This window comes from Streptomyces sp. NPDC048584 (assembly GCF_043199595.1).
Taxonomy (GTDB): Bacteria; Actinomycetota; Actinomycetes; order Streptomycetales; family Streptomycetaceae; genus Streptomyces; species Streptomyces edwardsiae.
On the sequence record NZ_JBICWF010000002.1, the window covers coordinates 498,847 to 515,715 of the forward strand.

Below are 16,869 nucleotides of genomic sequence, written 5' to 3' on the forward strand. Positions count from 1 at the left end.
GCCCTGGTCACAGCAGCAGCAGGACCGCCGCGCCCCACAGCACCGACAGGGCCGCCAGCGGAGGTCCCACCGGTATGCCCTGCCGCCCCACCGGCGCCTCCTCCTGCGGCCGCAGTTCCGGCCGGAGGAACAGCGCCCGTACCTCCTCGGCGACGCGCTCCGCGCCCGGCTCGTGGCCCAGACGGCGCTCCAGCCATGTCCATCCGGCGGGGGAGACCTTGATGGAGGAGTCCTTGGCCCGGCCGATGCGGATGCTGTCGTCGGCATGCCGTACGGACGTGATCTCGTCCCACGGGACCCGTCGCACGCGCCACGCCCCCGCCACCCAGAGCCCGTCCCGGTCGGCGGTGATCCGCCAGGTGAGCGCGGTCGCCACGGCCGTGACCAGCCACGGCACCCCCACGGCCAGGGCGAGCCAGGTCCACGACGGCCCGTCGTCGAGCGACGCCCAGATGCCGCCGCCCTGTACCAGCAGCAGAAAGAGGCCCACCGCCCGCGAGAAGCCGTGCGCCCGCCACACCCGCGGGCCCGCCGTGCGCGTCATCCCGGCGGCGACCTCGTCGGCGGACCGCGACGGTCGCTTCCGTCGGCCGCGTTGCGGCCCGTGTCTCCTCCACCCCGCGACCGCCGGCCTCACCTCGCTGACGCTGCACTCCACCGCCACCTCGTCGTCGTCCGCGTCGTCGCGGGCGACGAACGCGACCTCGGCACCGGCGTAGGGGACGCCGTACAGGACGGCCTCCCGCAGCGGCGGGGTGGGGGCCCCGCCCTGGAACACCTCCTTGAGCCTGTCGACGACGGCCGTGGGGTCGTCCTCGCCCTCGTCCGTGGTCTCGTCCTCGCCCTCGAAGGCGTACAGCGAGTGGAAGTGCAGGACCGGCCGGAGGCCCCCCGGGTCGTCGGCCGCGAACACCCAGGTGCGGCTGTCCTCCGGGTCTTCCCGCACCAGCACCCGCAGCACCGGCAGCGGCCCGCGTCGCAGCCTTCCCGAACGCACCCGCCCGGCCACGCCGTTGGCGAGGAACGCCAGCCCCGCGACGGAGCCGCCCAGCACCAGCATCTCCCAGCCGAAGACGTCGTACGGCTCCGCGACCAGCACCGCCCAGTCGCCGTCCACGACGAGGTCGACCCGGCTGCCCACGGGGAAGTCCTCGGGGTACGAGGTGTCGAAGCGATGGGTACGCCTGTCGGCCGTCACCGTGAGGACGTCAACGTCCTCGTCGCCCGGGTCCAGGGCCGTGACCCGTCCGGACAGCTTCGTGGCGCCCGCGGCCCGTTCCTCGTACGCCTCCACGACCTCCTGGGCCTGCCAGAAGCCGAACCCGGCGCCGGCCAGCGCCAACGCGGCCAGGACGAGGGAGAGCCGGCCCCGGCGGAACGTCCGCGCGGCGGCGGGCAGCGGCTGCACAACCGGCCCGGCCGCCGCCACGGCCAGCGACCGCTGCCGTCCGGCGAGGGCGAGCCGGTGGACGGTTCCCGCGGTGGTGAACGCGACCACCAGGGCGAACGCGAGCGCGGACGGCCGCCCGAACGTGCTGAAACCTTCCTCCATGGCGAGCGTCACCAGCCCGACCGCGAGCCCCACGACCGCGAGCCTCGGCTGCCGCCACACCCAGTACGGGGTCAGCAGGAGCACGGCGGCCACCCCGAGGCCCGGCCAGTCGGTGCCGCACGGCGCGGCCGACGTACAGGCGGCGACGGGACCCGCCTCCAACTCCCACACGACGGAGACCACCAACGCCAGGACCGCCCACAGGGGATGAGCCCACCGGGCGGGCACGGCGGCGAGCCAGCGCTGGGCGTCGGAAGTCCGCCAGTCGGCGGTGCCGGGCGGTATCCGCTCGGCAGGCAACGGCACGGGAGGTGTGGTCACCCGCGCATTATGATCACAGCCCGCTGACCGGCGGGATCAGCCCCCGACCACGTACGGCAGGAACCCGGCCCAGGTGGCGGGGGCGAAGGCGAGCCGGGGGCCGTCGAGGTTCTTGGAGTCACGGACGTGGACGGTGGCGGGGGCGGTGGCGATCTCGACGCAGGAGTCGCCTTCGTTGCCGTCGCTGTAGCTGCTCTTGAACCAGGCTCCTGCTACTTCGACGCAGGAGTCGCCCTCGCTGCCGCTGCTGTAGCTGCTTTTGAACCAGGCCAGGTCGGAGGGGTCTTCAGACGAGGTCTTACGGATCATGTCTCCCCCAGCAGTTGTTCGATAAAGGCCGTCGACTCACGTGGCGTAAGCGCCTGAGCCCGGATGATGCCATACCGTAGTTCCAGGATGCGGAGCTGCCGCAGGTCGGAAACCGGCCGCCCATTGGCTACTGCTGGCGAGCGCCCAACCGCGGAACCATCGTCGAACTTGAGCACCTCGATGCTGCCGTCCACTCCGGCGTGCTCGTAGCGTTCGAGCGGCATCACTTGCAACTCGACGTTACACAACCGCGCCATGTCGAGCAGGTGCTCGAGCTGACTGCGCAGGACGCCCCTTCCGCCCAGCGGCCGCCGGAGGGTCCATTCCTCCAGAACGAAGCTGAGGTCCGGCAATGCGGGCCGCTCAAAGATTGCCTTGCGTGCCACGCGGGCTGCGATGAAGCGCTCCACTTCTTCCGCCGAATAGGCAGGACGCCGCATGGACAGCAGGGCGCGCGTGCACTCTGCCGTCTGCAACAAGCCGTGGACGTGCAGCGGATCGTAGAGCTGAAGCTCGACCGCCCGAGCCTCCAACTGTGCGAGATCCCGAACCTTCTTCGGGTACCGGACCCTCTTCACGTCCTCCTGCATCGCCGCGATGAGCCCACCGGCGTTCAGCACCTCGTCCGCCGTGTCCAAGTACTCGGGCCTCGGGATCCGCTTCCCCGTCTCGATCTTGTACACCAGATCCGCCCCGTACCCGGCCGCCACCGCGAAGTCGTTTACCCGCATCCCCGCCGCTTCCCGGCGCAGCCGCAACTGCCGCCCCACCGTGGCCACGACGGCCAGCGCCCAGTCGTCGTCCGGGTCGACCTCCCATCCCGGCTCGTCCGTCTGGTCCGTCTCGGTCCCGACCCGCACCGCCTCGTCGCTCACCGACATGTGTGCCCCTCCGTGATGCTCCGACGTGCTGTTCCGACCTGTTCGCGGGAGCTACTTCGACAGTCTGGACACGACCGGTTGAACCTTGGACCGTAGCTCTACGTAACAGCTCAATTACCCATCACAGTATGTCCGGTCGACCACGCTCGGTGATGTGAATCAGCAAACTCAGGGAATCGCCGAACCCGGGTCGGGACCCGAACCCCACGCCGGCGTACGCAACTTCAGCATGCTGCTGTCGTCGACCCCGCGCGGTGCCCGCCTGGCCCGGCTGCTCGCCGTGGACACGCTCCGGAGCTGGGGCCTCCCGCATGAACGGGCGAGCCACGTCATCGCCGAACTGGCGGCCAACGCGGCCACCCACGGCCGCCTCCCCGGCCGTAGTTTCCGGCTCACGCTCTACGTGGTCCGGGCCACGCTCCGTATCGAGGTCACGGACACACGCGGTGACGAGATGCCCGTGCCGCAAGTGCCGGACGCGGGGGCGGAGTCGGGCCGGGGCCTGCTGCTCGTGGAGGCGCTGGCCGATCGCTGGGGAGTGACCGAGGGGCGGTTCCCCCGGAAGACGGTCTGGGCCGAACTGGACTTCTCTCCACCGGAACCCGAGTCCTCGCGCTGCGGTGACGGCGGCGACTAAAGACAAAGAACTCCGAGGGAAAGCACCTCCACCAAACCCGTCCCTCCCGCCCGTGGCCGTACTCACTCGGGCGGGTGAACATCGCCGTTCCGGCTGGATTTTCGGACCTCGCAGGCCCGACGCTCAGCGCAAGGAACGACCACACGACTGCGGACATGAGTCGGCCCCCGCCGGGAACGCCAATCCCACTGCGAGGGCCTGACCACCGAGGAAGAAGCACCTTCCAGATGGATACCCAGAACCCTAGCGCGCACCCGCGCGCACAGGCCCGAAACGCGGACAGCAACACCCCGCACCGCCCCCACCGCACCACCACCGGCGGTCTCCAGCACGACAACTCGCCCCACACCGCCCGCTTCACGGTGATCGGCAACCACCTCGCCCAGCACGGCCGTCTCTCGCTGCTCGCCATCGGGCTCGGTGTGCACCTCCAGTCGCTGCCCAAGGGCGCCCCGGCCGACATCAAGAGCCTGACCGCGCGGTTCCCGGAGGGTGCGACCCGTATCGCCGCCGCCCTGCGCGAACTGGAACGCCACGGCTATCTGCGCCGCGAGCGCCACCGCACGCCCTCCGGCTGCATCGTCAGCCGTACGGTCTCCTGCAACCAGCCGACGGCGGCCCGCCCCCACCCCGAGCCCCCGGCCGCACCGGAACCCCGCGAAGCGCCCGAGCGCGAGCCCGAGAGCGCCTGCGAGCAGCCACCCGCCCGCAAACCCCTCCCCGCCGTACCGCGCCCGGAGTGCACCGTCCCCGCGGTGTTCAAGGCCGCCGCCGACCTCCTCGCCGGCCTGCACCGCCACAGCCCGCAGCTGCTCCTCTCCACCACCGACGCGGCCCACCTGACCCCCGGTGTCGCCGCCTGGCTGGAGCGTGGCGTCAGCCCCGCGGCCGTACGCCGTGCCCTGACCGCCGACCTGCCGCCCGACGGCGTACGACGCCCCGCCGCGTTCCTGGCGCACCGCCTGGCCGCCCAGCTCCCGCCCCCGGCCCCGTACGGCCGTGAGCCGGCCGCCCCGCCGCCACCCGCGCGCCCCCGACTCTCCGTGCAGGAATGCGACGGCTGCGACCGCGCCTTCCGCGCCCCTCACCCGGGCCGCTGCCGCGCCTGCCGGACCGACATCCCGGAGGCCGCCTAGCATGAACGTGACGATCCTTGCCCCTGGGCACAGACGACGAGGAGCGAGCGCCATGACCATCGCACCCCACGACGCGCGGCGGGGCGGCTCCCACGTTTACCGGGCCATGCGGGACGTCGTTCAGTCGTTGGACGACACCGACACGGTCCCGGGCAAGTTCGAGATCACCACGAAAGGGATCGTCCACGACATGACGGCGCCCATCGGCCCGCACGAGCTGACCACCCTGCATCTGCGTAAACGCCTTGAGAAGGTGATGCCGGAGGAGGTCGTCGCTCACACGGGGGAGCCCGATGTCGAGGACGAGTACGAGGGCATCATGCGACGCCCCGATGTGATGGTGATCGCGTGGACGGACATGGAGGTGCCGGGGAGCTTCGATCCCCGGACACTCATCGCCGCCATCGAGGTCGTGTCCAGGTCGAACCCGGAGAACGACTGGGTGGGCAAGACGGGGGACTATCCGTTGATGGGAGTGCCGGTTTACGCGATCTTCGATCCCCGCACCGGCACCGGTGCCGTCTTCTCCGACATCCACGCCACCCCCGAAGGCCCTCGCTACGCGGTGCGCAAGGATTTCGTCTACGGCGAGGAAGTCACCATCGGCGAGTGGACCATCTCCACGAACGGCCTCCCGCTCTACCGGGGCGACAGTGCGACGGAGACCGGCCCGTCAGGGACATGACCCTGGAAGGGAGCGAATTCGGCGTCGCGGTCGCGGCGGGATCATTCAAGCTGTCGCGACGGCGGGCGGTACGGACGCTGTCATCAGTCGATCCAGCGGGAGTTCGCAGGGTGCGTGATTCACTGACCGCATGGTGGAGGACAGCACATGTCTGGGGCCGTTGGAACTGACCGACGGTCGCTGGGGAGTCGGGGACGCCACGCGGCCTGACACCCACTGGGTGGAGTTCCGCCCGGACGGGCTCTACCAGCACAAGCCGGACTCCGAGGGGCAGTTGATCCCGTGGTCCCGGATCATGAACGGCATCTGGATCACCTGGGGCAAGCACTCCTGGGACACGAACAGCAGAGGCCGCTACACGCTGAGGGGCATGGTCGCCACCCGCGACGGCGGCTGGCTGCACACGACACTGCGTCACCCGTACGAAGACCACCAGTTGCGCTTCGACCAGCACACGCGCCCGTACCGGGCGGTGGACGCGCTGCGGCTGGAGTACCTGCTGCGGCTGCTCACCACCGAGGGGAAGCTCCATCTGCTCGGCGACCCGGACTGGGTGGGCCGTGCCGTGGGGTACCTGGGCGGCGGGAAGAACCGCTGGATCACCACCCGTGCACTGCGGCAGGTGGCTGCGGAGGCCCTGGCGGCCGCCGGCCCCGGCAGCCCCTGACAGCCGCCGCCGCTGTGGGCGGACGGCTGGTCTCTCAGCTGTCCGGGCTGCCCGTGGGCCCGGAGCCGGGCGGGGGGCCGTCGGTCGGGGCTCCGCTCGGGGGCTGACCGCCGCCGCCGGGAGCGTTGCCGCCGGTGGGCTCGGTGCCGGTGTCGATGGGGACGGTTAGCTTCGCCGTGTAGCCGGTTCTCGCCGAGCCGCTCGTCGTGGCGAGCTGGTGGACGCCGCCGTCGTCGCCGAAGACGTTGTCGGTCTTGAGGGTCAGCTTCGAGAGGTTCTCGACGGAGGACTCGTACCCGCCGGTGGCGAAGACGGTGTCGCAGACGTCCTTCGGGAAGGCCAGCTGAGACGTCGACAGGCGCTTGTCGTAGTCGGTGATGGAGTCGAGGTCGGGGTAGACCTCGAAGTGCACGTGCGGCCAGCGGCCCGGATAGCAGGCGGGGAAGACGCTGACGAACCTCACCCGGCCGTCGTCGTCGGCGACCTGTACGCCGCGCAGGTAGTTCTCGTTCTCGATGGCGCTGGAGTACAGGGAGTAGTTGCCGTCCCGGTCGCACTGCCAGGCGTAGACGGCCGCGCCGACGAGCGGCTTGCCGTCGCCCACGATGTCCAGCACCGTGAGTTCGAGGGTGAGCGGGATGCCCGGGGCGGTCGTCGTCGAGTCGCCGAAGCTCGAGCGGATGTCCTGCCGGACGATGCCGTCCTTGTCCAGGACGTTGACCCCGTTGGTGCCGTCCGCGGGGTAGGGGCCGTTGGTCTCGTCGGGGATCTCGGTGAGGCCGGACGAGGCGGAGGCGGTGGCCTTCCCCGTGCCGCTGGAGCCCGAGCCGCACGCCGCCAGCGCCGCCATGCCGCCGACCCCTCCGAGGAAGGACAGAGCCCGCCGTCGGGACAGGGTGCCCAGGTCGAAGCCGAGTCCCTGGTCCACGACCTCCTCCGCGGGGTTCGGAAGCAGGCGGCCCTGGTAGGCGGGGCCGTCGGGTGTCTGCTGGGCTTTCGGCTTGCGCATCGGGTGCCTTCCGTCAGTGGGGTGACTCGTGGTGCGGGGTCCGCGCCGGGTCCGGGAGGAGCGGGGCGCCGTCGCCGATCCGGGGTCAGCTTGACGCCGTAATCCATGACCCGGCTCGGTGCCGCCTGTGAGTCCGCTGAGAGGAGCGGCCGCGGTCGGCGTACACGGCTGTGGACGGTCTTCCGCGTTACCGGGACGAGGACGCCGCCTCATAGGGTGAACCCCATGACGGAACTGCCCGACCGACGGATGCTGCTGGTGCACGCGCACCCGGACGACGAGTCGATCAACAACGGCGCTACCATGGCCCGGTACGCCGCCGAGGGTGCCCATGTGACGCTGGTCACCTGCACGCTCGGTGAGCGGGGGGAGGTCATTCCGGCGGAGCTGCGGCATCTGAGCGGGGCCGCTCTCGGCGGGCACCGGCTCGGGGAGCTGAGGGACGCCATGCGGGCGCTCGGGGTCGAGGACTTCCGGCTGCTCGGCGGGGCCGGGCGGTACTGCGACTCCGGAATGATGGGACTGTCCGACAACGACGACCCCGGATGCTTCTGGCAGGCCGACGTCGATCAGGCCGCCGGGGCACTCGTCGAGGTGATCCTCGAGACCCGGCCCCAGGTGCTCGTCACCTACGACGAGAACGGGGGCTACGGGCACCCCGACCACATCCAGGCCCACCGCGTCGCCATGCGAGCCGTCGAGCTCGCCGCCGGGCGGGGGTGGGACATTCCCAAGGTCTACTGGAACCGTGTGCCCCGGTCCGTCGGCGAGGAGGCGTTCGCGCGGCTCGACGCGGACCTCGCCGGGCTGCCGTTCGAGAAGGCGGGCGTCCTCGACGACGTACCCGGGGTCGTCGACGACGGGCGCGTCACCACCGCGATCGACGGCACCGCCCACGCCGCCGCCAAGGCCGCCGCCATGGCGGCGCACGCCACCCAGGTCACCGTGGCCGAACCGTACTTCGTGCTCTCCAACGATCTCGCCCAGCCGCTCTTCACCACCGAGTACTACGAGCTGGTACGCGGCGAACGCCCCCAAGAGCGGGAGAACGATCTGTTCGCCGGGGTCGGGGAGGCGTCGTGAGCGGCCGGTCGTCCTCCGCGCTCGCCCAGCCGCTGCGGCCGCCGTCCGCCGGGCGCGTCGTCGCCTGCCTGGCGTTCTTCCTGCTCGGCGCCGTGGTGGGGGTGGCCGGGGCGCTGGTGCAGCCGGCCTGGTTCCCCGGCGGGCTGCTGCTCGCCCTCGCCGGTGAGGCCGGGCTGGTGCTGGGCGCCACCCGGGTCCTGCGCAGCCGGGCCGGGGGTGCCTGGGCCGCGGGCGGGTGGGTGCTCGTCGTCATCCTGCTCACCGCCAGCCGCCCGGAAGGCGATTTCCTGTTCGCCGCGGGAGGCGGCTCCTATCTCTTCCTCCTCGGCGGCATCGCCGTGGCTGTGATCTGTGCCACGCTTGCCTCCGCGAGGCAACCGGACGGCGCTCCCGCCCGACTTGGCAAGTGACGTACCACTTCGCCATGGGCCGGGCGTGCGGGTCCGGTGTGGGTTTCCCCGGCGGTACTGGGATGCGGGCCGGATATGGCCAGTAAGGTGGTGCGCGCCGCCGAGCCTCCCTCGAACCCTCGGCTTCGCCCGAGCTGGGAGGACTCCCACCGTGAGGTCGTGACGGGCGGCGGAGCCAACCGGGAGAACCTGCCTTGAGTCGTGAAACTGACACTCCGTCCTCCGGGCCCAACGGGCGCGGCGGAGCCGCCTACCCGTCGGGCACCCCGCCCTACGGGATTCCGGCGATTCCGGACGAGGGTACGGACGCGGGCCGTCCGGCCGCGCGGCCGGAGGAACGCAAGACCGAGACCACGCTGACGACGCGGATCCGCATCAACATCCCGGGATCCAGGCCCATTCCGCCGGTCGTCGTGCGCAAGCCCGTCGCGGACGCGGACAACAGCGCGGAGAGCAAGAGAGCCGCGGAGCCCGAGGCTCCGGCGCCGGCCCCGTCTCCCGCCCCGCCCGCCGCCGCGGCCGAGCCCCCCGCTCCGGCCGCCCCGCGGACGCCCGAGGAGAAGCCGGCCAGCGACTGGTTCGCGCCGCGCAAGTCGGGTGCGGGCAAGGGCGGTCAGCCCGGCGCCCCGGCCAACGGCACGGGTGCGGCGGGCGGTTCGGGTGCCGCCGCGGGCGGTCCCCCGCAACTCCCCGCCGCTCCCTCCGCTCCCGCCGGCGCGTCCGGTGGCGCGCGGCCGGGCGCCGGACGCCCCGGTGGCGTGGCCGGCTCCATGGGAGCGCCGGGCGGCGCCCTCCCCGGCGGCACGAAGGGACCCACCGGCGCGACCGGTGCGACCGGCGGGCCCGTGGCCCCCGGGCACGGCGGCGGTACGGGCTCCTTCGACGTGACCGAGGCGCTGGCCGGCGGCCCGGCGGGCAACGGCGGCCGTCCGGGCGCCGCGCCCGGCGGTGAGCCGCGCCGCGACGATCTGCCGTACTTCACCGACGAGGCTCCCGGCGGCCGCGACGGACGGCCCGGACGGACCCCTCCGCCCCCCATCCCCGGCCGGCCGGGCCCCTCGGGCCCGACCGCCGGACCCGCGACCGGCTCGAGCCCGGTCGCCCCCGGCGCGGGCAGGGGCCCCGGCGCTCCCGGCCGCCCCGGCGGCCAGGCGGTCCCCGGCATCCCCGGCGGCGGTCTGAGCGACGACACGGCCATCCTCACCCCGCAGAAGCTCGCCGAACCGGGCGCCCCGGGGTACGGGCCGCGCCACGACAACGTCTCCGGGCACACCGTCACCAGCGGCATCCCGGTCATCCCGCCGGGCGCGGACTTCAACGCCCCCGGCTCCCCGGCCGACGGCCCGCGGACGCACACGCCCCCCAAGCTGCCCGAGCCCGTGTCCCCGCCCCCGGCGAACTCCTCGAAGCCGGCGAAGAAGAAGGGCCGCAACAAACTCGTCCTGTTCTGCGGCTGCGTCGTCTTCCTCGCCGGTGTCGCCTACGGCGCCGGTCTGCTGATGAACCGTTCCGACGTGCCCAAGGGCACCACCGTGCTCGGCGTCGACATCGGCGGCAGCACCCGCGACCAGGCGGTGAACAAGCTCGACGACGCCCTCGGGAAGCGGCTGGGCCAGCCGCTGAAGCTGTCCGTCGACGGCAGGACCGTAGAGCTGGACCCGGACAAGGCGGGCCTGCAGTTCGACACCGACGCCACCGTCGGCAAGGCCGCCACCAGCGACTACAACCCGGTCAACGTCATCGGCTCCCTCATCGGCAACGAGCGGGTCGTCGAGCCCGAGATGCCCGTCGACGAGGAGAAGCTGCAGGCCGCCCTGGAGGACGCCGCCGGCGGCGCCGGCTCGGTGACCGAGGGCTCGATCACCTTCAAGTCCGGCAAGGCCGTCCCGGTCTACCCCAAGGGCGGCCAGGGCATCGACGTCGCCAACGCGACCGACGTGGTGACGGCGGCGTACCGCACCCAGGTCGAGACCGGCAAGCCCGCCACGGTGAACGTCCCGACGGCCGACCAGCAGCCGAAGGTCACCAAGGCCGAGGTCGACCGGATGATGAAGGAGTTCGCCGAACCGGCGATGTCCGGCATCGTGACCGTGCAGACCGACGCGGCGCACTCCGTCCCGATGAGCCCGGAGAACTCCCTCTGGAAGTTCCTCGGCGTCCAGGCCGTCAACGGCAAACTGGTCGAGAAGCCCGACCTGAAGGCCTTGAAGGAGCTGTACGGCCAGGCCTTCGACGGCGTCCTCATCGTCCGCGGCAACGGCAAGAAGACGGCCGTGACGCCGCAGGACGTCTACGGTGCACTCCGCCTCGCCCTGGTCGACAAGACCGACCGCCTGGCAGTGATCGACACCGACCCCAGCTGACCGGTACCAACACGTACAGGGGGCACCCAGCACCGGGTGCCCCCTTCGCGCTCAGCAGCACCCGCCCCGCCTTCTGCGCCCAGCACACCCGCCGCGCTCTCTACGGCTGGCAGTGCCCGCCCCGCGGTCCCGCCCTGTGCGCCCAGCACACCCGCCGCGCTCTCTACGGCTGGCAGTGCCCGCCCCGCGGGCCCGCCCTCTGCGGGCAGCAGTGCCGCTGGGGCGGCACGGGTGGGCGCAGGCGGCGCCTCGTGGGCGCCGAGCGGCGCACCACCCCCCGGCCACCGCAGCGGACGTTCAGCCCTTCGCCCGCGGCGGCGAACCCCTCAGTTCAACATGGCCCGGGCGGCCAGAGCCTCACCCCGCACCCGCTCCCCGGCGACCGCGTCCACCGCCCCCACCACCTCCGCGTACGCCTCCAACTCCCCGGCCCCCGCCAGGAACTCCCCCCGCCGCACCAGCAGAACCGCCCGCTCGTACCGCAACCGCGCAGGATGCGAGGGCAACAGCAACGACAGATCCAGCGCCCACAACCCCACCCCCGACTCCTCGGGCCGGGCCTCCGCCCACGCCCGCACGTTGTTCAGCACCCGCGACACCACGTCCAGCACCCCCGCCGGCGCCAGCGAAGACGCGTCCAACGGCACCCCCGTAGCCCCCGCGACCAGCACAGACGCGTCGGCCCCGGTCAGCACCCGCCCCCCGCCGAAGGGATCGGCCAGCACCTGCGCCTCCACCTCCCCGACCCCGACGACGAAATGCCCCGGCAGCGCGACGCCGTACACCGGCGCCCCCGCACGCCGGGCCACCTCCATCCACACCACCGACAGCAGGATCGGCAGCCCCCGCCGACGCCGTACGACCTCGTGCAGCAGCGACGACTCCAGCCGCTGATAGTCATCGGACACGCCACCGAACCCGTACCGCTCACCCAGCAGATCCCGCAGCGCCAGCGCCCACGCGCGCGGCGAACCCGGCCGGTAGGGCAGCTCACCGGCCAGCCGGTCCAGCTCCACCTCCACCGCGTCCATGCCCGCCTCGTCCAGCGAGCCGTCCGCCACCGCCCCGATCAGCAGGCACAGCGTGGTCAGGTCCGGCCGCTCGCAGCGGGCCTCCTCGGCGAACCGCCGGCGCAGTTCGGCGGAGCGCTCGGGCGGCGGGGGGTGCGGCGCGCGCATACCCGGTTCGTGCCCGCTCACAGCGCCGCCTCACCTGCCGGAGCGGACGATTCCGGAGCGCGGTGGTGGTGATACGCGTGGTGCGCGGCGAACCCCAGGCGCGTGTACAGCGCCCGCGCCCCCGCGTTGTCCTCCTCCACCTGCAGCCACGCCGCCGAAGCACCCTCCTCCAGCGCCCGCCGGGCCAGCGCCGCCATCACGGTGGTCGCCAGCCCCCGCCGCCGCAGCGCCGGATCGACCTCGACCGCCGCGAACCCGGCCCACCGCCCGTCCACGACACACCGCCCGATCGCGGCCGGCGCGCCCGTACCGTCGTCGCCCGGCACGGTGGCGAACCACACCGAGGGTCCTCCCCCACTCTCGGCTTCGCTCGAGCGGGGGGACCCCCATCCCAGCACCCGCAGCGCCACCTCGCCCACGCCCTTGCGCTGGTACCGCGCCAGCCACGCCTCGTCGGCCTCCCGTGACAGCGTCACCCCGGACGGCTCCGCGCCGAGGTCGGCGACCGGGGCCAGCCCGCCCGTCCACAGCTCGGCGGTCACCTCGCGCACCCAGCCCCGCCGCTCCAGCTCCGCACAGAGCCGCTCCTGCGTCCCCTCGGCGCCGGTCGCGGTCTGCACGTAGGCGGGCAGCCCGCGCGCCGTGTACCAGTCGCGTACGGCCGTCAGCGCCTCGTCCAGCGGCACGCCCGGGTCACCGAGCGGCAGGACGGAGTTGGCCCGCCGGGTGAACCCGCCGGCCGCCCGCAGCTCCCAGTCGCCGAGCCGCTCGCTCTCCACCGGCCGCCACGCCCGCGCGGAGACCCGCGCCAGCTCCTCGTACGAGGCCGCCGGACCTCGGCGCCGCGCCGGAGCCGACGGGACCACCTTGCCCGCGACCAGCGCGGACTCCGGAATACGGACACCCTCGCCGTTCCTCCTTGTGATCCGCAGCACACCGTCGTCCCATGATGTGAGAACGCCGACCGTGTCGGTGAACTTCTCACCCGAGGGACCATGTTCGATCAAGCTCCGTACGGAGACCCGTTTTCCCACGTCAGCAGTGGTGATACGGACCTCGATGCGTCCGGCGGCAGAGATTTCCACAGGTCAGTTCACCCCTCCTGTTCGGATCATGCCCAAGAACGGAGATACTAGGGGCGGGCATCGACGACGCCGCGCTCCCGCGCGCCAGGCGGCGGAGCCTGAGGAGGCCCGCCAGCGCCCTATCGAGGAGGAACGACAGCGTGACCTACGTCATCGCGCAGCCTTGTGTCGACGTGAAGGACAAGGCGTGCATCGAGGAGTGCCCGGTCGACTGCATCTACGAGGGCCAGCGGTCCTTGTACATCCACCCGGACGAATGCGTCGACTGTGGTGCCTGTGAGCCGGTCTGCCCGGTCGAGGCGATCTTCTACGAGGACGACACTCCGGAGGAGTGGAAGGACTACTACAAGGCGAACGTCGAGTTCTTCGACGAGCTCGGCTCGCCCGGCGGCGCCAGCAAGCTGGGGCTGATCGAGCGGGACCACCCGTTCATCGCCGCACTGCCGCCGCAGGCGTAGCCGTTCCGCGAGAAGCGGCCCCGCAACGACGCGCCGCCTCGGTCCCGTACGGCCCGATCCTCCCGATCGACGTACGGGACCGAGGCGTTTGCCGGACCAGAAAGTGAGCCCGTACGTGTCCGCAGTCTCCGACCGGCTGCCCGCCTTCCCCTGGGACAAGCTGGAGCCGTACAAGAAGACGGCCGCGGCGCACCCCGACGGCATCGTCGACCTCTCGGTCGGCACGCCCGTCGACCCGGTGCCCGAGCCGGTCCAGAAGGCCCTGATCGCCGCGGCGGACTCGCCGGGCTATCCCACGGTCTGGGGCACGCCGGAACTGCGCGACGCGCTCACCCGCTGGGTGGAGCGCCGGCTGGGCGCCCGCGGGGTCACGCACCACCACGTCCTGCCGGTCGTCGGCTCCAAGGAACTCGTCGCCTGGCTCCCCACCCAGCTCGGGCTCGGTCCCGGCGACAGGGTCGCCTTCCCGCGCCTCGCCTACCCGACCTACGAGGTCGGCGCGCGCCTCGCCCGCGCGGATCATGTCGCGTACGACGATCCGACCGAGCTGGACCCGGCCGGTCTGAAACTGCTCTGGCTGAACTCGCCGTCCAACCCGACGGGCCGGGTGCTGTCCAAGGAGGAGCTGACGCGGATCGTCGCGTGGGCGCGTGAGCACGGGGTGCTCGTCTTCTCCGACGAGTGCTACCTCGAGCTGGGCTGGGAGGCCGACCCGGTCTCGGTGCTGCACCCCGACGTCAACGGCGGCTCGTACGACGGCATCGTCTCGGTGCACTCGCTGTCCAAGCGGTCCAACCTCGCCGGTTACCGTGCCGCGTTCCTGGCCGGTGACCCGGCGGTGCTCGGTCCGCTGCTGCAGATCCGCAAGCACGGCGGGATGATGACCTCCGCGCCGACACAGGCGGCGGTGGTCGCGGCCCTCGGCGACGACGAGCACGTCCGCGTCCAGCGGGAGCGCTACGCGGCCCGCCGCACGGCCCTGCGCCAGGCTCTCCTCGCCCACGGCTTCCGCATCGAGCACAGCGAGGCCAGCCTCTACCTCTGGGCCACGAGGGACGAGTCCTGCTGGACGACGGTCGCCCACCTGGCCGCCCTGGGCATCCTGGCCGCCCCGGGCGACTTCTACGGCCCCGCGGGCGCGAACTTCGTAAGAGTGGCCCTGACAGCCACGGACGAACGAGTCCAGGCGGCGGTAACCCGCCTGACCCCCTGACCCACCCCCGGCAGCCCCCACCCCGGCCCCGCGCCCGGCCCACAGCCGGGCTGTGCCGCCCGCCCGGCTGTGGGCAGCCACGCCACGCCGCCCGGCTGTGGGCAGCCAAGCCACCCCGCCCGGCTGTGGGCAGCCAAGCCACCGCGCCCGGCTGCGCCCGCCCACCCCGCCCGGCTGTGGGCAGCCACGCCACCCCGCCCGGCTGCACTCAGCCACCCCGCCCGGCTGCGGGCAGCCACGCCACCCCGCCCGGCTGTGGGCAGTCGTTCCGCAGGGCGGAACGGGTGGGCACAGCCACCAACGCCGGGCAACCGGTCAACCCACGGCCACCGCACCCATGTAGGAACGGCGACGGGGCCTGGGGGAGCACCCCAGACCCCGTCGCCGTAGAGCAAGGGCCTCAGCCCACCGGCAGCCCCTTCACAGGCGCACCCTTCGTGAGGGAACCCGCCGTCTTCTTCACGGTCTTGCCGACCGGCGCCACCTTCGACGCCGCACCCGTGGACTGGGCGACATCGTCCACGGCGGACCCGTCCAGCGCGGTCACCCCGCCGAGGTTGGGCGCAGCCGGCAGCGCCGGCGCCGCGCTCGCGGTACCGGCCGCACCGACCCCGGCGGCCGCTCCCGCAGCGACGAGCAGCGCGGCACGGGCGATCCGACGGGTCAGGGGGAGGGACATGGTGCTCCTTCGACGGCAGAGGACGCTGACGCAGTGACTACCGCTCGATCACCGAGAAGGTTGCGGCGAGGCAACGCAAAGAGTTGGCAATGCGTCGCATTATCGGCCGCGTACAACCCCTGCGGGTGACACCCCGCACCCCTGCACGATCACCCCCGCACACCCCTACGGCTTCGTCGTGATCGTGACGACCTCCGCGCCACGCCCCGAACCCGAAGGGTTCTTCCCGTCCGTCGGCCGCCACTGACTGTCGGTGTTCCCGGCGGTCCACTCCCGCCCCGCGTACGACACCCGCTTTATGTGCAGCTCGGACGCGTTGGCCACGGCCCAGTGCGCCAACTGCCACCCCCGCGCCCCGGAGCCGGCGCCCTCGACATCGGCGACCGGAACCCGCACGACCCCCGCCGAAGCGTCCACCGAGGCCGAAACGGACGGCGACGGCGACGGCGTACCCCCCACCTCCGCCCCCGCCGGCTCCAGCGCGTCCCGCCCGAAGTCCCGCGCCAGCGCGGCCCGTACCGCGTCGGCCCCCGACGGCGGCGTCGCAGCGGGCCGCCCCGCGCAGGTCAGCGTGGCCGCCGAACGCCCCGTGAGGGCGGCCGCCAGCAGCGCCGCGTCCGGCTCGTGCTTGGCGTACGCCTGAGGGAACCCGCTGCGCTGCACCTTCTGCGCCGCGACGGTGAGCGGCAGCCGGGTGTAGCCGGGAACCTCCTCGAGATGCTCGTAGAACTTCTCCGCGGCGTACGCCGGGTCCATGATCTCCTTCGGCGTGCCCCACCCCTGGGAGGGACGCTGCTGGAACAGGCCCAGCGAGTCACGGTCGCCGTAGTCGATGTTGCGCAGCGCCGACTCCTGCAGCGCGGTCGCCAGCGCGATCGTCACGGCCCGCTCGGGCAGTTCGCGCGCGGTGCCCACCGCGGTGATCGTCGCCGCGTTCACCGCCTGCTCGGGTGTGAACGCGTACGTGGCGCCGTCCCCCTTCCCGGAGACGACCTTGCAGTCCGGCCCGCCGGTACCCCCGGTGACGTACTGCACCACCAGGTATCCGGCGACCGCGGACAATACGACGAAGGCCGCCCCGCAACGGAGAAGGCGGCCGCGACGTCTGCGCTGAGGAGTGAGGGACGGCTCTGGCACGCCTACAAGGTACTGGAGAGTACGGTTCCCTGTGTGCCGGGTGTGAAGAGTGACCCGCGAACCGGC

At 72.6% G+C, this 16,869-nt stretch carries 17 protein-coding genes; 9 read left to right on the forward strand and 8 right to left on the reverse strand.

Annotated features, from left to right (window positions below; translation table 11 throughout):
• Positions 1-7: 7 nt before the first annotated feature.
• The 3 genes from ACGFR9_RS06525 to ACGFR9_RS06535 are packed head-to-tail and all read right to left on the reverse strand — an operon-like array spanning position 8 to position 3,063.
• Positions 8-1,873, reverse strand: coding sequence for a hypothetical protein (locus ACGFR9_RS06525; RefSeq protein WP_393203523.1), 1,866 nt, complete (start codon positions 1,871-1,873; stop codon positions 8-10).
• Positions 1,874-1,909: 36 nt separating this feature from the next.
• Positions 1,910-2,182: a DUF397 domain-containing protein gene (locus ACGFR9_RS06530; protein WP_393203525.1), complete on the reverse strand. Its 273-nt coding sequence runs from the start codon at positions 2,180-2,182 to the stop codon at positions 1,910-1,912.
• Complete coding sequence (locus tag ACGFR9_RS06535) at positions 2,179-3,063, reverse strand: helix-turn-helix domain-containing protein (RefSeq protein ID WP_393203527.1); 885 nt, start codon at positions 3,061-3,063, stop codon at positions 2,179-2,181. The genes ACGFR9_RS06530 and ACGFR9_RS06535 overlap by 4 nt, the downstream gene beginning before the upstream one ends.
• A gap of 154 nt (positions 3,064-3,217) precedes the next feature.
• Here ACGFR9_RS06535 and ACGFR9_RS06540 point away from each other — a divergent pair, with 154 nt between their 5' ends.
• The 4 genes from ACGFR9_RS06540 (at position 3,218) to ACGFR9_RS06555 (ending at position 6,188) form a co-directional block, all read left to right on the forward strand.
• A complete protein-coding gene (locus tag ACGFR9_RS06540; protein ID WP_393203529.1) occupies positions 3,218-3,700 on the forward strand; it encodes an ATP-binding protein in 483 nt (160 codons plus the stop codon).
• Between the two features lie 227 nt (positions 3,701-3,927).
• Positions 3,928-4,836, forward strand: coding sequence for a helix-turn-helix domain-containing protein (locus ACGFR9_RS06545; protein ID WP_393203531.1), 909 nt, complete (start codon positions 3,928-3,930; stop codon positions 4,834-4,836).
• Between the two features lie 52 nt (positions 4,837-4,888).
• Positions 4,889-5,521 carry a Uma2 family endonuclease gene (locus ACGFR9_RS06550; RefSeq protein WP_393203533.1) on the forward strand — a complete coding sequence of 211 codons (633 nt, stop codon included), beginning with the start codon at positions 4,889-4,891 and terminating at the stop codon, positions 5,519-5,521.
• Positions 5,522-5,651: 130 nt separating this feature from the next.
• Complete coding sequence (locus ACGFR9_RS06555) at positions 5,652-6,188, forward strand: hypothetical protein (RefSeq protein WP_393203535.1); 537 nt, start codon at positions 5,652-5,654, stop codon at positions 6,186-6,188.
• A 34-nt stretch (positions 6,189-6,222) separates the two neighbouring features.
• Here the strand turns inward: ACGFR9_RS06555 and ACGFR9_RS06560 are convergent, their stop codons facing one another.
• Entirely contained in the window at positions 6,223-7,197 is a 975-nt protein-coding gene (locus ACGFR9_RS06560; RefSeq protein WP_393203537.1) for an intradiol ring-cleavage dioxygenase, read from the reverse strand.
• 225 nt (positions 7,198-7,422) lie between these two features.
• On the opposite strand from ACGFR9_RS06560, the gene mshB reads away from it, so the two are divergent.
• The 3 genes from mshB to ACGFR9_RS06575 all read left to right on the forward strand — a co-directional run bounded on the left by mshB (position 7,423) and on the right by ACGFR9_RS06575 (position 11,053).
• The gene (mshB, locus tag ACGFR9_RS06565; RefSeq protein WP_393203539.1) at positions 7,423-8,280 is read left to right on the forward strand and encodes an N-acetyl-1-D-myo-inositol-2-amino-2-deoxy-alpha-D-glucopyranoside deacetylase; all 858 of its coding nucleotides are present in this window, start codon (positions 7,423-7,425) and stop codon (positions 8,278-8,280) included.
• Entirely contained in the window at positions 8,277-8,690 is a 414-nt protein-coding gene (locus tag ACGFR9_RS06570) for a DUF6113 family protein (RefSeq protein ID WP_393203541.1), read from the forward strand. The genes mshB and ACGFR9_RS06570 overlap by 4 nt, the downstream gene beginning before the upstream one ends.
• Positions 8,691-8,884: 194 nt before the next feature.
• The gene (locus ACGFR9_RS06575; protein ID WP_393203543.1) at positions 8,885-11,053 is read left to right on the forward strand and encodes a hypothetical protein; all 2,169 of its coding nucleotides are present in this window, start codon (positions 8,885-8,887) and stop codon (positions 11,051-11,053) included.
• Between the two features lie 326 nt (positions 11,054-11,379).
• Here the strand turns inward: ACGFR9_RS06575 and ACGFR9_RS06580 are convergent, their stop codons facing one another.
• Both ACGFR9_RS06580 and ACGFR9_RS06585 read right to left on the reverse strand, forming a co-directional pair.
• Positions 11,380-12,231, reverse strand: coding sequence for a transglutaminase-like domain-containing protein (locus ACGFR9_RS06580; RefSeq protein ID WP_393203545.1), 852 nt, complete (start codon positions 12,229-12,231; stop codon positions 11,380-11,382).
• Positions 12,232-12,248: 17 nt separating this feature from the next.
• A complete protein-coding gene (locus ACGFR9_RS06585; protein WP_393203547.1) occupies positions 12,249-13,316 on the reverse strand; it encodes a GNAT family N-acetyltransferase in 1,068 nt (355 codons plus the stop codon).
• A gap of 140 nt (positions 13,317-13,456) precedes the next feature.
• Between ACGFR9_RS06585 and fdxA the strand changes: the two genes are divergently transcribed.
• Both fdxA and ACGFR9_RS06595 read left to right on the forward strand, forming a co-directional pair.
• Positions 13,457-13,774 (forward strand): ferredoxin, encoded by a 318-nt coding sequence (gene fdxA, locus ACGFR9_RS06590; protein ID WP_004926152.1) that lies wholly within the window; start codon positions 13,457-13,459, stop codon positions 13,772-13,774.
• A 115-nt stretch (positions 13,775-13,889) separates the two neighbouring features.
• Positions 13,890-14,987 carry a bifunctional succinyldiaminopimelate transaminase/glutamate-prephenate aminotransferase gene (locus tag ACGFR9_RS06595; protein WP_393203549.1) on the forward strand — a complete coding sequence of 366 codons (1,098 nt, stop codon included), beginning with the start codon at positions 13,890-13,892 and terminating at the stop codon, positions 14,985-14,987.
• 400 nt (positions 14,988-15,387) lie between these two features.
• Here ACGFR9_RS06595 and ACGFR9_RS06600 read toward each other — a convergent pair whose 3' ends face one another.
• Positions 15,388-15,666 (reverse strand): ATP-binding protein, encoded by a 279-nt coding sequence (locus ACGFR9_RS06600; protein WP_393203551.1) that lies wholly within the window; start codon positions 15,664-15,666, stop codon positions 15,388-15,390.
• A gap of 165 nt (positions 15,667-15,831) precedes the next feature.
• Positions 15,832-16,803, reverse strand: coding sequence for a heavy metal transporter (locus tag ACGFR9_RS06605; protein WP_393203553.1), 972 nt, complete (start codon positions 16,801-16,803; stop codon positions 15,832-15,834).
• Between the last annotated feature and the right edge of the window lie 66 nt (positions 16,804-16,869).

Coding starts and splice junctions, on each gene's coding strand:
- ACGFR9_RS06530 (WP_393203525.1), bottom strand. CDS start 2,182: ATGATCCGTAAGACCTCGTCTGAAGACCCCTCCGACCTGGCCTGGTTC.
- ACGFR9_RS06535 (WP_393203527.1), bottom strand. CDS start 3,063: ATGTCGGTGAGCGACGAGGCGGTGCGGGTCGGGACCGAGACGGACCAG.
- ACGFR9_RS06545 (WP_393203531.1), top strand. CDS start 3,928: ATGGATACCCAGAACCCTAGCGCGCACCCGCGCGCACAGGCCCGAAAC.
- ACGFR9_RS06550 (WP_393203533.1), top strand. CDS start 4,889: ATGACCATCGCACCCCACGACGCGCGGCGGGGCGGCTCCCACGTTTAC.
- ACGFR9_RS06555 (WP_393203535.1), top strand. CDS start 5,652: ATGGTGGAGGACAGCACATGTCTGGGGCCGTTGGAACTGACCGACGGT.
- ACGFR9_RS06560 (WP_393203537.1), bottom strand. CDS start 7,197: ATGCGCAAGCCGAAAGCCCAGCAGACACCCGACGGCCCCGCCTACCAG.
- mshB (WP_393203539.1), top strand. CDS start 7,423: ATGACGGAACTGCCCGACCGACGGATGCTGCTGGTGCACGCGCACCCG.
- ACGFR9_RS06580 (WP_393203545.1), bottom strand. CDS start 12,231: ATGCGCGCGCCGCACCCCCCGCCGCCCGAGCGCTCCGCCGAACTGCGC.
- ACGFR9_RS06600 (WP_393203551.1), bottom strand. CDS start 15,666: ATGTCCCTCCCCCTGACCCGTCGGATCGCCCGTGCCGCGCTGCTCGTC.